The organism is Streptomyces sp. NPDC026515, from assembly GCF_055567595.1.
The window spans coordinates 242,157-259,044 of sequence record NZ_JBVHQD010000010.1; the positions used below are offsets into that span (position 1 = coordinate 242,157).

The 16,888-nt window shown below is 73.4% G+C and carries 15 protein-coding genes and 1 riboswitch; of the genes, 8 read left to right on the plus strand and 7 right to left on the minus strand.

Annotated elements, in window-relative coordinates; genetic code table 11:
* Nucleotide 1: 1 nt before the first annotated feature.
* A complete protein-coding gene (locus ACZ4O3_RS22785) occupies nucleotides 2-2,077 on the minus strand; it encodes a C40 family peptidase (RefSeq protein ID WP_467723910.1) in 2,076 nt (691 codons plus the stop codon).
* An 8-nt stretch (nucleotides 2,078-2,085) separates the two neighbouring features.
* Nucleotides 2,086-2,260, minus strand: a riboswitch (cyclic di-AMP (ydaO/yuaA leader).
* Nucleotides 2,261-2,608: 348 nt separating this feature from the next.
* Between ACZ4O3_RS22785 and ACZ4O3_RS22790 the strand changes: the two genes are divergently transcribed.
* On the plus strand, nucleotides 2,609-4,531 hold the full coding sequence (locus ACZ4O3_RS22790) for a DUF1996 domain-containing protein (RefSeq protein WP_467724061.1): 1,923 nt from the start codon (nucleotides 2,609-2,611) through the stop codon (nucleotides 4,529-4,531).
* 73 nt (nucleotides 4,532-4,604) lie between these two features.
* Here ACZ4O3_RS22790 and ACZ4O3_RS22795 read toward each other — a convergent pair whose 3' ends face one another.
* Nucleotides 4,605-5,243 carry a lipoprotein gene (locus ACZ4O3_RS22795; protein WP_467723912.1) on the minus strand — a complete coding sequence of 213 codons (639 nt, stop codon included), beginning with the start codon at nucleotides 5,241-5,243 and terminating at the stop codon, nucleotides 4,605-4,607.
* A gap of 130 nt (nucleotides 5,244-5,373) precedes the next feature.
* On the opposite strand from ACZ4O3_RS22795, the gene ACZ4O3_RS22800 reads away from it, so the two are divergent.
* From ACZ4O3_RS22800 to ACZ4O3_RS22810, 3 genes are all read left to right on the plus strand, one after another.
* Nucleotides 5,374-5,832, plus strand: coding sequence for a flavodoxin family protein (locus ACZ4O3_RS22800; protein ID WP_467723914.1), 459 nt, complete (start codon nucleotides 5,374-5,376; stop codon nucleotides 5,830-5,832).
* Nucleotides 5,833-5,939: 107 nt separating this feature from the next.
* Complete coding sequence (locus ACZ4O3_RS22805; protein ID WP_467723915.1) at nucleotides 5,940-8,087, plus strand: hypothetical protein; 2,148 nt, start codon at nucleotides 5,940-5,942, stop codon at nucleotides 8,085-8,087.
* A 23-nt stretch (nucleotides 8,088-8,110) separates the two neighbouring features.
* Nucleotides 8,111-8,356, plus strand: coding sequence for a hypothetical protein (locus ACZ4O3_RS22810; RefSeq protein WP_467723917.1), 246 nt, complete (start codon nucleotides 8,111-8,113; stop codon nucleotides 8,354-8,356).
* A gap of 21 nt (nucleotides 8,357-8,377) precedes the next feature.
* Here the strand turns inward: ACZ4O3_RS22810 and ACZ4O3_RS22815 are convergent, their stop codons facing one another.
* Both ACZ4O3_RS22815 and ACZ4O3_RS22820 read right to left on the minus strand, forming a co-directional pair.
* The gene (locus tag ACZ4O3_RS22815; protein ID WP_467723918.1) at nucleotides 8,378-9,109 is read right to left on the minus strand and encodes a DUF6454 family protein; all 732 of its coding nucleotides are present in this window, start codon (nucleotides 9,107-9,109) and stop codon (nucleotides 8,378-8,380) included.
* Between the two features lie 285 nt (nucleotides 9,110-9,394).
* Nucleotides 9,395-10,003 carry an ATP-binding protein gene (locus tag ACZ4O3_RS22820; RefSeq protein ID WP_467723920.1) on the minus strand — a complete coding sequence of 203 codons (609 nt, stop codon included), beginning with the start codon at nucleotides 10,001-10,003 and terminating at the stop codon, nucleotides 9,395-9,397.
* Nucleotides 10,004-10,332: 329 nt separating this feature from the next.
* Between ACZ4O3_RS22820 and ACZ4O3_RS22825 the strand changes: the two genes are divergently transcribed.
* From ACZ4O3_RS22825 to ACZ4O3_RS22840, 4 genes are all read left to right on the plus strand, one after another.
* Nucleotides 10,333-11,208: a helix-turn-helix domain-containing protein gene (locus ACZ4O3_RS22825; RefSeq protein ID WP_467723922.1), complete on the plus strand. Its 876-nt coding sequence runs from the start codon at nucleotides 10,333-10,335 to the stop codon at nucleotides 11,206-11,208.
* A complete protein-coding gene (locus tag ACZ4O3_RS22830) occupies nucleotides 11,209-11,445 on the plus strand; it encodes a DUF397 domain-containing protein (RefSeq protein WP_362731167.1) in 237 nt (78 codons plus the stop codon).
* Between the two features lie 107 nt (nucleotides 11,446-11,552).
* Entirely contained in the window at nucleotides 11,553-12,368 is an 816-nt protein-coding gene (locus tag ACZ4O3_RS22835; RefSeq protein ID WP_362731165.1) for an SAM-dependent methyltransferase, read from the plus strand.
* 73 nt (nucleotides 12,369-12,441) lie between these two features.
* Entirely contained in the window at nucleotides 12,442-12,903 is a 462-nt protein-coding gene (locus tag ACZ4O3_RS22840) for an SRPBCC domain-containing protein (RefSeq protein WP_384989116.1), read from the plus strand.
* Between the two features lies 1 nt (nucleotide 12,904).
* Here ACZ4O3_RS22840 and ACZ4O3_RS22845 read toward each other — a convergent pair whose 3' ends face one another.
* The 3 genes from ACZ4O3_RS22845 to ACZ4O3_RS22855 all read right to left on the minus strand — a co-directional run bounded on the left by ACZ4O3_RS22845 (nucleotide 12,905) and on the right by ACZ4O3_RS22855 (nucleotide 16,840).
* Nucleotides 12,905-13,690 (minus strand): NPP1 family protein, encoded by a 786-nt coding sequence (locus ACZ4O3_RS22845; RefSeq protein WP_362732635.1) that lies wholly within the window; start codon nucleotides 13,688-13,690, stop codon nucleotides 12,905-12,907.
* 910 nt (nucleotides 13,691-14,600) lie between these two features.
* Nucleotides 14,601-15,788 carry a PP2C family protein-serine/threonine phosphatase gene (locus tag ACZ4O3_RS22850; RefSeq protein ID WP_467723926.1) on the minus strand — a complete coding sequence of 396 codons (1,188 nt, stop codon included), beginning with the start codon at nucleotides 15,786-15,788 and terminating at the stop codon, nucleotides 14,601-14,603.
* Between the two features lie 62 nt (nucleotides 15,789-15,850).
* Complete coding sequence (locus ACZ4O3_RS22855) at nucleotides 15,851-16,840, minus strand: aldo/keto reductase (protein WP_362729733.1); 990 nt, start codon at nucleotides 16,838-16,840, stop codon at nucleotides 15,851-15,853.
* Nucleotides 16,841-16,888 lie beyond the last annotated feature (48 nt).

The window sequence follows — 16,888 nt, forward strand, 5'->3', positions numbered from 1 at the left end:
CTCAGGCCGGGCGGACCACCCGGTGGATCGCCGACTCCCCGGCGTTGTAGATCGACTCCTCGCGGATGGAGGCCCCCGGGCTGGGCGCGTGGATCATCATGCCGTCGCCCGTGTAGACCCCGACGTGGCTGTCGTTGTCGAAGAAGAAGACCAGGTCACCGGGCTCGATGGCGGCCAGGGTCAGCGGGGTGCCGGCGAAGGCCTGCTCGGCCGCGGCGCGCGGCAGCGACACCCCGGCGGCACGCCAGGCGGCCTGGGTGAGGCTGGAGCAGTCGTACGAGTCCGGACCGGTCGCCCCCCAGACGCAGGGCCGCCCGATCTGCGCCCGGGCGAACGCCAGCGCCCTCATGGCCTTGCCGGGCTCGGCCGCGGCACCGGGCACGAGGAAGGAGCCGGTGTCGGCGAAGGCCGCGGGCGCGAAGACCGCGGGCGCGAAGGCGGCCGGGGGAGCGGTGGGGAGCGGGGCGGTGACCACGGGGGGCGCGGTCGGGACGGGGGCGGTGACCACCGGGGCCGCGGGGGGGAGCGGGGCGGTGACCACCGGGGGCACCGCCGGGACGGTCGCGGTGAGGAACGGGGCCTGGGCGACCTGCGCGGCGGCGGCCATCGCCAAGGGGGGCTCGGCCAGCGCGGCGGGAGCCGCCAGCATCGCCCACGGCGGGTCCGTCACGGCCGCGGGTATCACCGGCGCGGGCAGCGGAGCCTGAGGCGTGAGCATCGACGCGGCTGATCCCCAGCCGGCGGCCGTCGGCTGCGTCCCGGCCGGGTAGCCGCCCAGGTCCACGGCGGGCGCCGCGGGGAAGGCGCCGGTGCCGAAGCCGGCCGTCGGCATGGCGGGAGCTGCCGTGTCCGGGGCCGACGCGGCGTACGCGGCGGCGGGATAGGCGCCCTCCGCGGTGGCCGCCGGCGTGCTGAGGTAGGCGGCGGCCGCGTCCTGCGCGACGCCCGGGAAGAAACCGTTGTCCATCGGGCCCGGGACGGGCGCAGGCGCCTGAAAGGCGCCCGTGTCGGCGGGGTACGCGGCCTGGAAGGCGTCCGTGTGCGCGGGGGGCACCGAGGGAAGCCCGCCGGTGTCGTCCGGCATCCGGAACGTGCCCGTGGCGCCCGGCGTCATGACCCGGAAGGAGCCGGTGTCGCCCGCGCTCGCGGCCGGCATCGCACCCGTCTCAGCACCCGTCACGGGCGGGAAGCCGTCGGTGGCGCCCGGGGTCATGACGCGGGAGCCGTCCGTGTTCGCCGGGAACCGGGACTGGACGGCACCCGGGGTCATGATCCGGAAGGTGCCGGTGTCCGTCGCGGACACCACCGGGATGCCACCCGTCGTCTCCGTCACGGTCGCGGCCCGCGAGGAGCCGGTGTCGCCGTACCGCTCCGGCATGCCGGCGGGGGCCGGCCACTGCCGCGCGGGGACCTGGGCCTCGGGCGCCGGCCAGGGGGCCTGGGCCGCCTGCGGTGCCGGTGCCGGGACGGGAGCGGGCGCGGCCGGTTCGGGCGCGGCGATCGCGCGCTGTCCGGTGCGCTGGGACAGCAGCTCGCGCGCCTTGGCGATCTTCAGCTGGTACTTGGTCTTGGACGTGCCCGGCGTGGCCCGGTGCGGCGCGGCGGCGGGCAGCGCCTTGGGCGAGCTGGACGGTCCCGGGGGCAGTGCCGCGGGGGATCCGGCCGTCAGTTCCAGCGGGCGCCCCGCCGGTTCGCGGACGACCTCGATGTCGCTGTTCGCGGACGGCCCCGCGGTCAGCTCGGGCCGGGCCGCGCCGGTGCCCTCCAACTGGCCGAGCAGGTCGGCCGCCATGGCGCTGACGGGGCGTCGCGGGCCGGGACGGGCGGGCTGCCGGTCGGAGGGCAGCGCCGCCGGGACACTCGGCCCCAGCCGCGAGCGCGCTCCGTCGAACCACTCGCGGGCGATGCTGTCGAGGCCCGGGTCGTCACGCCGGGGCCGCTTGAACAGCGGGACACCGCGGGACCGCGAGCCCCCGTTCATCGCACGTGTGGCGTTGTAGTTCCCGGTGGCGTTCTCGGCCTGGTCGTAGAGGCTGTCGATCCGCTGTCGAACCTCGTCACGGCTCTCGGGCGCCATGGGGGTCGTGCTCCTTCCGTACTCCGCCGACCGGGTTAGCTGTCGGGTTCGGGCGGGTCGATCCGGAAGGCATGCCCTACGGCCGTCGCCCCTCAGGGCAGTTGGCCGATTCACCCCAGTGGTTCGGTTGGGTCCCCGGCTCCGGGAGGCCCCGTTGGGCACCGGATTGGGCGGAGGCCGCGCGGCCCGACGGGATTCGCCGGGGGGAGCCGAGCGGCTTGCCCGTCAACTTAGCCAACTTGTGTCACTCGTGTGAAGGTTGAAGTGGCTAATGTCCGATACGTAATTGTGATGTTCGTCGTAGCGTTCGAGGTGCCGGAGCGGTGTCGTGGGTGACCGGACGGCTGCTTCCTATGAGATCGCCGTGAATTCGTGGGGCCGTTGAACACGGTGGCGCCGGGCCGCGTATAGGCCGGGGGATTTCCATGTCCGGCCCGCCCGACCACGACACGCAGGGGAACGACCTTGAGACCCAACAGGCGCAGACGCCCGACCGGCGCACAACGAGCGACCTTCGCAGCGGTCGCCCTCATGCTCGGCGGCGCAACACTGGTCGCGGTGAACGTCTACGCCTCGGCCACCGAAGGCGGTTCGGACCAGCAGGCCGGGCAGACCGCCCAGGTGCTGTCCGCGCCGACCGTCTACTGCCCCGACGTCGGCAGCCGTCTGACGGACGTGCCCGACGCGGCCCGGGCCGACGTCGACGGTGAACTCGCGCAGCTGGACCAGCAGATCGCGGCCGCCTACCAGCAGCTCAAGGAGTCGGCGGCGGCGATCCGGCAGGACCCCTCTCTCGCCGACCAGACGATTCTGGGTCCGCTGAAGGAGAAGCGGTCCGAATCCCTCCAGCGCGTCGCCGACGCCATCGGCCGGGAGGGCGACCGCCCCGAGGGCCTCGACGACCTAGCCGCCTGCACCCTGCGCTCCTCGGACCAGGGCGGCGGCCAGTCGGCGTCGCCGCAGGACGGCGCCACACCGAGCCAGAGCGCGAGCGCCGGTGCCGGCGCCGGGACCGGCATCGGCGGCCAGGGCGGCAACGGCCCCGTCGCCGCCGACTACGCCGACATCACTACCGTCCAGCCCAATGTCACGACCCCGGCCGAGCAGTCCGGCGGTTCCACCGGCACCTTCTCCTCCAGCTGCGGTGTCAACGCCAACGGGCTGTTCAACTCGGACAACGTGATCGTGGCGCCGGGTGTCTCCAACGGCGCGCACCACTTCCACGACTACATCGGCAACCAGTCCAACAACGCCTTCGCCAGCGACGACGACCTCGCGAAGGCCGACACGAGCTGTGCGGACCAGGGCGACAAGTCCACGTACTACTGGCCCGTGCTGCGCCTGCAGAACGGCACGCAGGAGCGGGACGCCGGCAAGCCGGGCGGCGGCACCGAGGGCAACGCCGGGCAGATCGTGACGGCGAAGGAGGTCACGCTCACCTTCCAGGGCAACCCGACCTCCAAGGTCACCGAGATGCCGCGGCTGCTGCGCATCATCACCGGTGACGCCAAGTCCTTCGTCAACGGCCCGGCCAACGCGAACGCCTCCTGGAGCTGCACCGGTTTCGAGGACCGGCAGCTCAAGGACAAGTACCCGCTCTGTCCCTCCGGCAGTGACGTGGTGCGTACGTTCCGGTTCCAGAGCTGCTGGGACGGCCGGAACATCGACAGCGCCAACCACCGCACCCATGTGGCGTTCGAGGCCGCCGACGGCAGCTGCCCGGCCGGATTCGAGGCCATCCCGCAGCTGGTGCAGCGCATCGTCTACGACGTGGACGCGCCGAGCCTTCAGGACGGCGGCCGGACGGTCCCGCTGTTCGCGGTGGACTCGTTCCCCGAGCAGCTGCACAAGCCGGTCACCGACCACGGCGACTTCATCAACGTCTTCGACGAGGACCTGATGCGGAAGATGGTCGGCTGCATCAACTCCGGCCGTACCTGCGGCGCGGGGGCCGACGAGCAGCCGCCGTCGCAGAGCGCCGAACCCGGCCCGTCCGAGTCGGCGACCCCGGAGAACCCGCCGTCCGGCACCGCGAGCCCGGTCACCGAGCCGAGCGACACGGCGGCCCCGGCCGACCCGCCGGCCCAGACGCAGAGCGCCGAGCCCTCCGAGCCCGCGGCCGAGCCGTCGGCCACGAGGTCCGGCTCCGGCGACTCCGGTCTGCCGCACGTCTACACGAGCGCTTCGCCGAAGAAGTCCTCGGGCACGGGAGGCGGAGTCATCAGCAAGCCGACCGAGCGGCCCGAGACCCAGGCCCCGGCCGACGCGGCGAGCACCGCCGGTGCCGCTCCGGCCGGCGGGCAGAACCCGTCCACCGCGCCCCAGACCGAGCCGCAGGCCGTCCAGGGTGATCTCGCCGAGACCGGAACCAGCCTCTGGCCGGCCGCCTTCGGCGGACTGCTGCTGGCCGCCGGGTTCGTGCTGCTGTGGCGCACCCGGTGGAGGTCGTCCTGACCCAGGCGACGCGTCTCCGCCGGGCCCCGGCCCGGCGGAGACGGCGCGTCCGGCCCCGGCCCCCGTGCCGGGGTCAGGCGGTGCGCAGCGTCTGCCGGGCGAGCTCGAACGCGGGGAGCATCGCGTCGTGCTCCGCGCTGTCGAGCCCGCCCAGGTGCAGGACGACGGGCCCGCGGGGCGTGACCACGGCCAGTGCGGACTCCCGCTTGCTCTCGCCCAGCAGCTCGCTGGTGTGGACGTAGTCGACCCGTACCCCGGCCGGCCCGCCGGACGTGAACGTGAAGGGCCGGTACCTCGCTCCGCTGGTGCCGTCCTCGGCGGCCACGAAGGCCCGGAGCACCGCGCCGGCGTCACCGCTGCCCGGCTTCCCCGTCGACACCCGCAGAAAGCCGATGGACCCGGCGGGCTTGGCGTCGATCTCGCAGACCAGGGTCACCGGACCCTGCCGCAGCAGGCTCTCCGCCAGATCGGCGTCCGAGACGCCCGCGGCCGGGCCTTCCACGGCCGCCGCCCGCCAGCCGCGGGCGATGTCGAACGTGACCGGCAGCGCACAGGCCGAACCGGCGGCGCCGACCGTGCCCCCGCGCCGAGCCGCCGCACCGGACGCATGTCCCGACTCCGTGACGCCGGTCGCGCGCGCCGACACCCCGCAACCCGTCAGCATCCCGGCCAGCAGTGCGAGCGGTACGGCTCGCCTCCCCAGGCTCCCCACCCGTTGCCTCCCCTTCGGCGTCCCGGCGCGTCACTGTAACGGAGGGCTCCGACACGGCCGACCAGCCGCACAGCCTTGACCGGCGGCCCGCCGTTTGCCGCCGGCGGGCCGCGCACGGCAGGGTGCCGGTGTGGCTACCTTGCTGATCGTCCATCACACCCCCTCACCGCACTGCCAGGCCATGTTCGAGGCCGTGGTCTCCGGGGCGACGGCCCCGGAGATCGAGGGCGTCCGGGTCGTGCGGCGGGCGGCGCTGTCCGCCACGGTCTCCGACGTCCTCACGGCCGACGGCTACCTCCTCGGCACCCCGGCCAACCTCGGCTACGTCTCCGGCGCCCTCAAGCACTTCTTCGACCAGATCTACTACCCCTGCCTGGACGAGACGCGGGGCCGTCCCTTCGGCGCCTACGTGCACGGCGGCAACGACGTCACCGGCGCCCTGCGCGCCCTCGACGCCATCACCACCGGCCTCGGCTGGCGCCGGGCGGCTCAGCCGGTCACGGTGACGGGCGAGCCCGGCACGGCGGACATCGAGGCGTGCTGGGAGCTCGGCGCGACCGTCGCCGCCGGCCTCGCCGACGACGCCTGACGCGCCCCGCGCGACGCGCTCCGTCACCCGCACGGACGAAGGTGCGCGCACCGGGCCCAGGGCACACGATGGGACCAGGCCATGTCGTCGATCCGAGGGAGCGCCGGATGGCAGCGCACCGGCATGCCGGCGGGCCGCCCACGGAGGAACTGCTGCGGGAGTGCGCCCGGGACGTCGTGGACGTCGCCGAAGGCATCCGCGAGGTCTGCGCACGGACCAGCTCGGTCCTCTTCGCCCCGGCGCTGACGGGTTCCGCGCGCCGCCGCCCGCGCACCGGATACGCCGCCCGCTGGGCGCTGCTGCGGGCGCTCACCGACCGGCGGGGGCTCGGCGGAGCGGCGATCGTGGCCCCGGACGGCGTGGGCCGTCTCCTCGGCGCGGCGGGGGAGGCGCTGGGCCGGGAGAGCCTGGCCGCGTCGGTGGCGGTCACCTCGTTGCGGCTGAGGATCGCCGCCGTCCTGCTCGACCACCCCGAGTTCGGGCGGGACCCTGGCATGCGCCGGCTGACCGCCGTGCTCGGCGCCGACCGGGACCTGGAGGCCGTCCGCGCGCTGCGGGCCCTCTTCAAGGACCGGCAGGCCCGGCGGGCGCTGTCCGCACTGGCCCCGATCCTCGCCGAACTCCTCGCCGTCCGCGGCCTGCTGGGCGAGGATCCGGTCAGTGACGAGACTGCCTGGGCACTCACCGCCGGCCGTGAGCTGGCCGCCGACCCGGTGCGGGGTATCAGCGCCGCCCACCCGGCCGCCCCGGACCGCGGCGAGGGCGCCGTGCAGGCCGTCGAACCGTCCGCCCGGGAGGCGCGGTCCCTCGCCACCAGGGGCTCCCTGCTCGCCTTCCTGCGCAACCTGGACGTCCTCGACGCCGAGAGCCGGATGCTGGTCCAGGAGGTGCGCGGCCCCGACGGCGTGCTCCGGTACGTGGTCCAGGCACCCGGCACGGCCCCCGGCCGTCCCCGCGACGACTCCCCGCAGGACTTCGCCGACGCCTGGCGCAACCTGTTCGCGGCCGACTCGCCCTACACCCGCTCGGTCCTGCTGGCGATCCGGGACCACGGCGTCCCGCGCGGCGCCGACCTCGCGCTCGTCGGACACGGCGAGGGCGGCATCGCACTGCTGAACCTCGCCCGGGACGAGGAGTTCTGCCGCGCCTACCGGGTCACGCACGTGGTGGCCGTCGGCGCGCCGGTCGGCCACCGGGAACCCGCCGACCCCCGCACCTGGCTCGCCTGCATCACCAACCGGCACGACATCGTCCCGGCCCTCGACGGCGGCGACAGGGGCGCAGCCCCCGGCCCGCACCCCAACCGCTACCGGGCCGTCTACACCGGTCCGGACCCCGAGTTCCCGCGCTGTCACCTGCTCCGCGTCTACATCGACCATCTGGAGACCGTGATCCCGCAGGTCACCCGGGACGTCGACGAGGCCCTCACGTCCTACCGGGGCCCGGTGGAACGCACCCGTGTCTACCGGCTCGAAAACCGCGCCCACCCGCCCGAGGGCCACCCCCTGCTGACCGTCCCCACCACCAGCGTCCCCACCTCGGCGGGCCCGGTCGACGTGCCGGTCCGCTACTACGACTCGTCCGCCGCGCACCTGTGCTACCCGGTCGACGCCGACGTCGCCCGCAGCCTGCTGCCGGACGTCACCTGGCTGGTCCCCGCCCGCTTCGGGCGCCGGGCCCTGGCCGTGCTCTCCCTCTACGAGCACCGCTGCACCACCATCGGCCCCTACACCGAACTCAGCCTGTCCGTCCTGGTCGACGACCTGTGGCGGCCGCGCCCGTACGACCTGGCCAGGGACCTGCTGCGCCGCGTCGACCTGCGGCGCACCGGGCGGTACGTCGTCGCGCTCGCCGTCGGCACCGAGGAGGCGCGGGCGGTGGCCGAGGAGCTCTGGGCCCAGCCGGCCGTGCACGGTTCCGCCGAGGTCCTCCTGCAGGGTGGTGAACTGCGGGTCGAGGCACCGGAACTGGGCCTGGGCGTCGAGGGCGGCCCCGGCCCCGGAGTGCGCTGCCCGGAGGCGGACTGGGTGCTCTACGGCCGCCGGGGCGACCGCACCGTACGCACCCTGGTCCGTGCCGACGGCCGACCGCGCGTCCACACCCGTCCCCGGGTACGGCTGCGGCTCGACGGCGGGCACGGACCGCTGGCCCGCCACCTCCAGATCCTCGAACTGGACACCCTCCGGCCCGGGTTCGTCCTGACCAGCCCACGGTTCAGGGCCCACAGAAGCGCCGGCGCGCCGCTGCCGCGCTGAGCCCGAGAACAGGTGCACCCCCCATGACCACCGAACCCCGTTCCGCCGCCCCCGAACTCCTCGCCTACGTCGACGATCTGAGAGTCGACGCGGACCGGATGGACGGCTACGCGCGACGGCTGCGCGGCGCCGCGGACACCCTGGCCGGGCGCACCGGGGCTCCCGAGTGGAGCGGGACCGCCCTGGAGCGGCAGGCGACGGCCTGCGCGGCCGCGGCGGCACAACTGCGCTCCGCGGCGACGGCGTTGCTGGCGCACGCGACGCACTGACCGGCGGCCGTCCCCCGGATGTCAGCCGCGCAGCGCCGCCTCCAGGACCAGCAGGCACGCCTTCCCCGGTGCCGAGGAGTCGTCGGGCAGCGCGTACATCCGGAGCAGATCGGTGCCGGCGATCTCGAAGTCCACGGCTCGCACGGTGACCGCCCGCCCGGCGGGGGAGAGGGCGGTGACCGCCGCGCAGTCGTGGACGTCGACGCGGCGGCCCGGCAAGGGGGCCCCGTCGACGGGCTCGCCGTCCGTGGACAGCACCAGGATCCGCCGGCCGCCCCAGGTCGCCGCGTGCAGCAGACCGGTCTCGGGATCACGGGCGATGCCTCGGAGGTGGTCGGGGTAGCGGAACATCTCCTCCACCTCGCCGGTCGCCGGGTCCAGGCGGTACACGATGGACCGCGAGTCGGGCCGGTCCTCGGCCACCGCGACCCACACGAACTGCCCGTCGTGGGTGAGGCCGCCGGCGTGGTAGACGGTCTCCTCGCCGAGCTCCCAGTGCCGCAGCAGCCGCCCGCGCCCGCTCATCTCGAAGAGGTGCCCACGGCCGGTGCCCGGGGTGTACGACGGCCCGTCCGGGCCCGCAGCGGCCCCGGCCGGCCGCAGGACCTCCGAGCTGCTCACGAAGAAGCTGCCGTCGGCCCGGTCCATGCCCTGCGGGCGGTGGCAGACGAAGTCCAGCGGGACGGTGTCCACGAGGGCCCACTCGGCGGCCCTGGCCACGCGGGCGATGGCCTCGTCGACCGTCGGTTTCATCGGGGTGCCGCCTTCCGCCGGGGCCCCTTCCCCCGATCATGCGGCGCGACCACGGAGGCCGCATCCCGTGCCGGGCGCCGGCTGCGGACGCACGCGGGCCCGGGCCTCGCGGGAGGCCCGGGCCGCGGGGCGGGACGGGGAGCGGGTCAGTCCGCCCGGGTGGTGTGGGGTTGGCCGGGGCCGGGCTTCGGACGGGTGCGGGTCCAGGACGGGTCGGCGGCGAGGACGGGTGCGGGGGGATGGTTCATGGGACGACGTGCTTCCTGGGATGCGGGGGACGGGCGGTCAGCCCGGTGCCGTGGACAGCTCGGCCCAGACGACCCGTGCGGAGGATCCCTCCGGTGCGACCGTGACGCCCCAGTCGAGGCTGAGCGCGTCGACCAGGAAGAGCCCGCGCCCGTTCTGCTCGTCCGGTCTGGCCTGCCGCGGCGCCGGGAGCGTGAAGCTCCCGCTCTGGTCCTCGACCTCGACACGGATCCGGTCGACGGCGGCGTGCACCCGGCAGATGATCCGCCGGCCGGCCGAGTGGACGATGGAGTTGGTGACCAGTTCGGAGGTGACCAGGACCGCGTTGTCGCGGGCCTCCTCGCACACGCCCCACGAGGTCAGCAGCTCGCCCACGCTGCGGCGGGCGTTGCCCACCGCGCGGGGCGTGGGTGCCAGGTCGAACGCCAGGCTGTGCGGGGCGGGCCGGTCCCCGGAGGCGAACCGGTCGGGGCCTTGCGGCCCAGGGAGTCGACCGAGGCGTTCGCCTCCGGGTGGTCGGGGGATGCCCGTGGCCTCCGACGGGCGGTGCGGGCCCTCGGCACCGGCCGCGAGGGCCGGTCGGGGCGGGCCGGGTATCCGGCCGTCGGGCAGTCGGTCGAGCGGCTGGGGGAGAGAGGGCGGGGCCATCGCCGTGCGCCTTTCGTCCGGCTTCGCAGCGTGGGGGGCTGAGCGGTCGCGTCCGCCCGGGCCGCTCGGGGGGCAGACGACGACCGGTGCCTGGACGACATCGGGTCGCAGTTCAGTCTCCCCCAACTGGACTGCTTCGCCTGCTCCTTGGTCGGCCGGAGCAGTAACTCCACTCTGGCATCTGCCAACATCGTCTCGCAACCGGCAAGTTGAAAATTGCAAGAAGCGAAGTGCATGCTGCTCCCGACAGGAAGTGATCGAATGAGTCCGCGAGCCGATCACGAGCGTGTGAGACGGTGACCCTGAAACCTGGTGCGAGGGGGTAGGGCGTGACCTCGGAGACCGACTGGGGCGGTGCCCCTTCCGTCCTGCGCATGATCCTCGGCCGGCAGCTGGAGGAGATGCGGACCCGGGCGGGCCTGAGCTTCGAGCAGGCCGGCACCGCGATCGGCGTCAGTCACTCCACGATCCGCCGGATGGAGGCCGCCAAGGTGGCCCGGCTCCGGCTGGCCGACGCCGAGAAGCTGCTGCAGACCTACGGTGTGACGGACCAACAGGAGGTCGACACCTTCCTCCAGTCGGTGCGCGAGGCCAACAAGCGGGGCTGGTGGCACACCTACCGTGACGTGATGCCGGACTGGTTCGCGGCGTATCTGAGCCTGGAACAGGCGGCGTCGCAGATCCGCGCCTACGAGAACGAGTTCGTGCACGGCCTGCTGCAGACCCGCGAGTACGCCGCCGCCCTGCTCGGCGCCGGCAACCCGCACGCCCCGGCCGAGGCCACCGAGCGCCGGGTGGCGCTGCGCATGCGCCGTCAGGAACTGCTCACCCGTGAGTCGCCGCCCAGGCTGTGGGTCGTGATGGACGAGACGGTGCTGCGCTGGCCGGTCGGCGGCGCCGGGGTGATGCGGGCCCAGATCGACCATCTGATCGAGATCAACCGGCTGCCCAACGTCACCCTGCAGATCATGCCGTTCGCCAACGGCCCGCACCCGGCCATGCGCGCGGGTGCGTACCACCTCTTCCGGTTCCGGGCTCCCGAACTGCCCGACATCGTCTATCTCAACGGCCTGGTGGGCGCCGTCTACCTGGACAAGAGCGAGGACGTCGTGGTCTACCGCGAGGCCCTGGACCGGTTGGGCGCCCAGGCGGCGCCCGCCAGGAAGACCGAGGTCATCCTCGGTGCGATTCGCGAGGAGCTCTGAGTGCACCACCCCATACACAACGGCATCCCGTCCCGGCAACTCGGCGCGCGCGGCTGGTCCAAGCCGTGGAGCGACGACGCCGGGGGCGCCTGCGTGGAAGTCAAGAAGCTCGCCGACGGGCGGGTGGCGGTACGCCAGTCGACCGACCCGGACGGCCCGGCGCTGGTCTTCACGCCCCGCGAGATGACCACGTTCCTGTCCGGTGTGAAGGCGGGTGACGCCGACTTCCTGATGTGAGACGTGTTACCGGAACTTCCTTGCTATAGCTGATCGTTGAACGAACCCCCCACCCCTGACACCACCACCCCCCACCCCCTCACCTCACCCGAATGGGAGACACGGCGTTGCCCGACAACGGATGGCCGGCCGACCGCATCGACACCGAGAACGCGCACTCCGCCCGCATCTACGACTACATCCTGGGCGGCAAGGACTACTACCCCGCCGATCAGGAGGCGGGCGACGCCATGTCCCGGGAGTGGCCCGCGCTCCCGGTCCACATGCGGGCCAACCGCGACTGGATGAACCGCGCTGTGCGCTGGCTCGCCGAGGAGGCGGGGATGCGCCAGTTCCTGGACGTGGGCACCGGCATACCCACCTCCCCGAACCTGCACGAGATAGCCCAGGCGGTCTCCCCCGACTCCCGGGTCGTCTACGTGGACAACGACCCCATCGTCCTCACCCTGTCCCAGGGCCTGCTCTCCAGCACGCCCGAGGGCAGGACCGCGTACATCGAGGCGGACTTCCGGGACCTGACGGACCTCTTCGACGCCCCCGAGCTGCGCGAGACCCTCGACCTCGACCAGCCGGTGGCGCTCACGGTGATCGCCATCGTGCACTTCATGCTGGACGCGGACGACGCGGTGGGTGTCGTACGACGGCTGCTGGAGCGGCTGCCCTCCGGCAGCTATCTGGCGATGTCCATCGGCACCGCCGAGTTCGCGCCGGAGGAGGTGGGCCGGGTCGCCCGCGAGTACGCGGCCCGCAACATGCCGATGCGGCTGCGCACCATCGACGAGGCCGAGGCGTTCTTCGAGGGCCTGGAGCTGGTCGAGCCGGGCATCGTCCAGGTGCACAAGTGGCACCCGGACGGCACCGGCGATGAAGGCATCCGCGACGAGGACATCGCGATGTACGGAGCGGTCGCCCGCAAGCCGTGACCCAGGGCTCCGTGCCGGGGCCCGGCTCACCTTCCGGGCCCCGGCACGGTCCGCGCGCGGGTACCGTGGGGCCATGAACAGCACGCGCGTCACCCGGCGGGTGCAGGCGACACCGGCCGCCGTCTACCGGGCGCTGCTCGACCCGGAGGCGGTCGCCGCCTGGCGGGCACCGGACGGCATGACCGCCCGGGTCCACGCCTTCGACGCCCGGGAGGGCGGCGAATTCCGGGTCTCCCTCGACTACGACGACCCGGGCCGCGCCGGGAAGTCCGGCGGGCACACCGACACCTACCGGGGGCACTTCGCCCGGCTGGTCCCGGACCGCCTCGTCGTCGAGGTCATCGACTTCGAGACCGACGACGACACCGTACGCGGCACCATGACGATGACGACGGCCCTGACCGCGGCCGGCGGCGGCACGGACGTCGAGGTCCTGCATGAGGGCATCCCCGGGGGCGTCCGCCCCGAGGACGACGAACTGGGCACCCGGATGGCCCTCGACAACCTGGCCCGGCTCGTCGAGGGCCGCGGGTGACTCAGGCGTTCGGGTCGAAGCTGATCCCCGAGGGCATCGAGTACGCGAGGTTGGACTCGAAGGAGCCGTCCTTGATCTTGATGGTGGCATCGCCGAAATCGGCGTTCATCAACTTGTCGCGGTAACCCGCCGGATAGCCGTCCCAGCCCACCAGGCGCGGGAAGAACCAGCCGCCGGTCACGTTCTCGGGCGGGTCGTCGTTGGAGTTGGCGAAGCGGAAGTCGTGCGTGGACAGGCCGTCCTTGTGGTACACGATCTTCGGGTGGGTGCCGTCGAACCGGATCGCCGAGGCGGCCGCCACCTGATAACTGCTGTGCTGGGACACCGAGACGTACTGCACCTGGTTGTTCTGGATCCACACGATGACGTGTTCCCAGTCGTGCCGGTGGCCGATGGCCAGCGGCCCGTACGTCGCCTGGTCCTTCTCGAAGTAGCTGGCGTACATCACCGCGCACCAGCCGTTGTTGCACTTCTCGCGCGAGTAGGTGTTGGCGTTGGCCAGCTGCGCGTAGTCATGGCAGTGGCCGTTGACGTCACCGCCCAGCCCAAGGCCGGGGTTGAGGGTGCCGTCGGCGCCGATCGCGGCGGTGGTGTAGCAGCCGTCGCCGTCGTAGTCGTAGGCCGGGGAGAAGCTCTGCTCCAGTCCGTCGGCGTTCTGTGGCAGCAGGGTCAGGACGCTGGCGTGTGCGGTGGCGGGCACGGCGACGACCAGCGCGAGGGCTCCGATCGCGGCGGCGAGGGCTTTGCGGAGCGGCCGTCTGCGGGTGGGGGATTGCAGGTCGGACATGTCGACTCCCTGTCTCTGAAAGGCGATGCGGAGTCTGGCATTCGGGCAATGGTCAAGACCACCCTCACGACTTAACTTTGACCCAAAGACAATTGAACAGAGGATACAACTCCCTTGCCGCCCAACGCTGTTGACCTGCCGTGAGTAGTCCGTTCGCGCCTGCCGTGCGTCCCGGGCCGGCGCCGGGTTTCTCGTCGGCATCCCCCACGACCCGAAAGGGGGCCCCGCGAAGGACGCGGACACGCTGTCCACGCCGGCCGGTTGGCGGGCCGGAACGCTGCCGCCGTCGACCCGGTGGCCACCGAGTCCGGCCGGGCCACCGGAGTCCCGGGCGGCCTGCGGGGGCAGCGTCTTCAAGGGCCTCCCGTACGCCGACTCCACCGCCGGAGCTGCCCGCCGGCACCCGCCGCGGCCGGCCTCGTCCTGGGCCGGGGTACGCGCCGCCGCCTCCGGGGCCCGGCCTGCCGCAGCCGGTCACGGGTATCCCGGACGACCGGCTGCCCGAGTTCGGCGAGGACTGCCTGAACCTCGACATCTGGACGGCGGGGCGCGGTTCGGACAAGCGCGGCGTACAGCGCCACCTCGTCGACCGCCGCCCCGTCCTCGGCCGGCTGCACGGCGCGAGGCCCACCCCGAGCTGACCGCCGAGTCCGGTTACGGTGGCTCGGGCAACCGCCACCGGCGGCTTCCAGGGCTCCGACGCCGACTACCTGCTCGGCTGCCGCTGCGGCACACGGCCTCCTGCGTCGCCCGCTTCGCCGCCACCGGCGAGGCGGACGGCGACTCCCTGGCCGGCTGGCCCGCCCCCGCCGCCGACACCCCGCGGACGACGGAGCCCGGCGCGGACTTCGGCACGGTCGCGGTGGCGGACAGCGGCGCGAAGCTCACCCTCCTGCGGGCCTACCTGGAGTCACAGACCAGGGAGTTCCGAGACGTCCCCGGCCGCGGCCCGGGCGCCGCCGCGGCCGAGGATCCCGTGCTGATGCCGGTGCACGCTCGGGGTGCGGTGCAGGGCGATCAGGGCCGCGTCGTCGCCGAGATGGCCGCCGGCGTGGGTCATCAGGTCCCGCCGGACGTGGTGGATCAGCGCCTCCGGGGAGGAGTCGGTCCACTGCGCCACCCGGTCCGCGAGCGGATAGAAGCGGTGCCGGACGTCCCGCGCCTCGACGACCCCGTCGGTGTACAGCAGCAGGGTGTCGCCCGGCTCGAAGGAGAACACGTCCACGATGTGCTCCGTGGCCCGCGTCCCCTGCACGCCGAGCGGCGGCGACGGATGCAGGCTCGGGACGGTGACCGCGTGCCCGGGGCTCAGCAGCAGGGGCGGCGGATGGCCGCAGCTGGTCATCCGGGTGATCGGGTCCAGGTCCGGGATCTCGATCAGCAGAGCGGTCGCGAACCGCTCACCAGCCTCCTCCGGCGACTCCATGTCCGCCGCGTACCGGGTCACGCTCTGTTCCAGCACGGCGGCCAGCTCCGGCAGGGTGATGTCCCGGTGGGCGGACTCCCGGAAGGCGCTGAGCAGCAGCGCCGCCTCGCCGATCGCGGCCAGCCCCTTGCCGCGGACATCGCCGATCAGCACCCGGACCTGCCCGCCCGCGTGGGTGGCCGCGTACAGGTCGCCGCCGATCTGCGCCTCGTCCTCGGCGGCCAGGTAGAGCGAGGCGATCCGCAGCGGGCCGATGTGCTCGGGCAGCGGCCACATCAGCACGTGCTGCGCGGCCTCCGCGACCGAGCGGACCTGGGCCAGCTGGGCCCGGCGCCGGTCACGCATCGCGGCGTAGACCGTCACCATCACGGAGAGCAGCGTCAGGGTGACGATCTGCACCATGTGGTTCGCGCTCATCAGACCGCCGTGGAACACGCCGATCACCACCTGGGCGGCCACCGCCAGCGCCGCCACCAGCGCCGTGGCGCGGGCCCCTGCGAATGACGGGGTGAGCGCGGGAGCGATCACCAGGGTCGGCCCCAGGTGGACGTCGGGCGGCGATTCGATGGCCGCCACGGCGATCGCCACGATGAGCAGCACCGGGAGCAGCAGCAGCGCGTGCGCGGACTGCCATGTCTGTCGCCGCCCCGCGGCGCTCCACCGGCTCCCCATGCCTCCCAGCGTGCGTCACCGGTCCGTGCCCGGCCACCGCGAGGCGGACGGGTGGCGTGGCCCTAGAGGTTCACGCTCCGCATCCCGGACTCGTCGTAGCGTTCGCCCGCGGCCTTCGGCACCTCGGCGTCGATGCGGGCCAGGTCCTCCTTGGTCAGGTCGACGTCCACGGCGCCGGCGTTCTGCTCCAGATAGGCACGGCGCTTGGTGCCCGGGATCGGGACGATGTGCTCGCCCTGGGCCAGCACCCAGGCCAGCGCCAGCTGGGCCGGGGTGACGTCCTTCTCCGCGGCGATCTCCTTCACCTTCTCGGCGAGCCGCAGGTTCGCCGCCAGGTTGTCGCCGGTGAAGCGGGGGCCGGTGCGGCGCCAGTCGTTCGCGTCGAGGTCGTCGGGGGAGGAGAACCGGCCGGCCAGGAAACCACGGCCCAGCGGCGAGTACGGGACGAACCCGATGCCCAGCTCCCGGCAGGCGGGGAGCACCTCGTCCTCCGGGTCGCGGGTCCACAGCGAGTACTCGGTCTGCACCGCCGCGATCGGGTGCACCGCGTGGGCACGCCGGATCGTCTCGGCGCCCGCCTCGCTCAGCCCGATGTGCCGCACCTTGCCCTCGGCGACCAGCTCGGCCATGGCGCCTACGGTCTCCTCGATCGGCACGTTCGGGTCGACGCGGTGCTGGTAGTAGAGGTCGATGTGGTCGGTGCCGAGACGCCGCAGCGAACCGTGGACGGAGCTGCGCACGTGCTCGGCCGAGCCGTCCTGCGGGCCGATGCTGCCCATGTCGCCGGGGACGGCGTCGTCCATCCGGTAGTTGAACTTCGTGGCGATGACGTACTCGTCCCGGTGCCCGCGGATCGCCTCGCCGATCAGTGTCTCGTTGGTGAGCGGCCCGTAGAGCTGCGCGGTGTCGAGGAAGGTGATGCCCAGTTCCCGCGCACGGCGGATGGTCTGTGCGCCCTCGTCCTGGTCGGCGGTGCCGTAGAAGGCGGACATGCCCATGCAGCCGAGGCCGATGGCGGAAACCTGCAGATCTCCCAGATGGCGCTGTCGCATGTGACTCCAGCCTTTCCCTGCTCATTCGTTCCTTGGTTCCGGACGCAC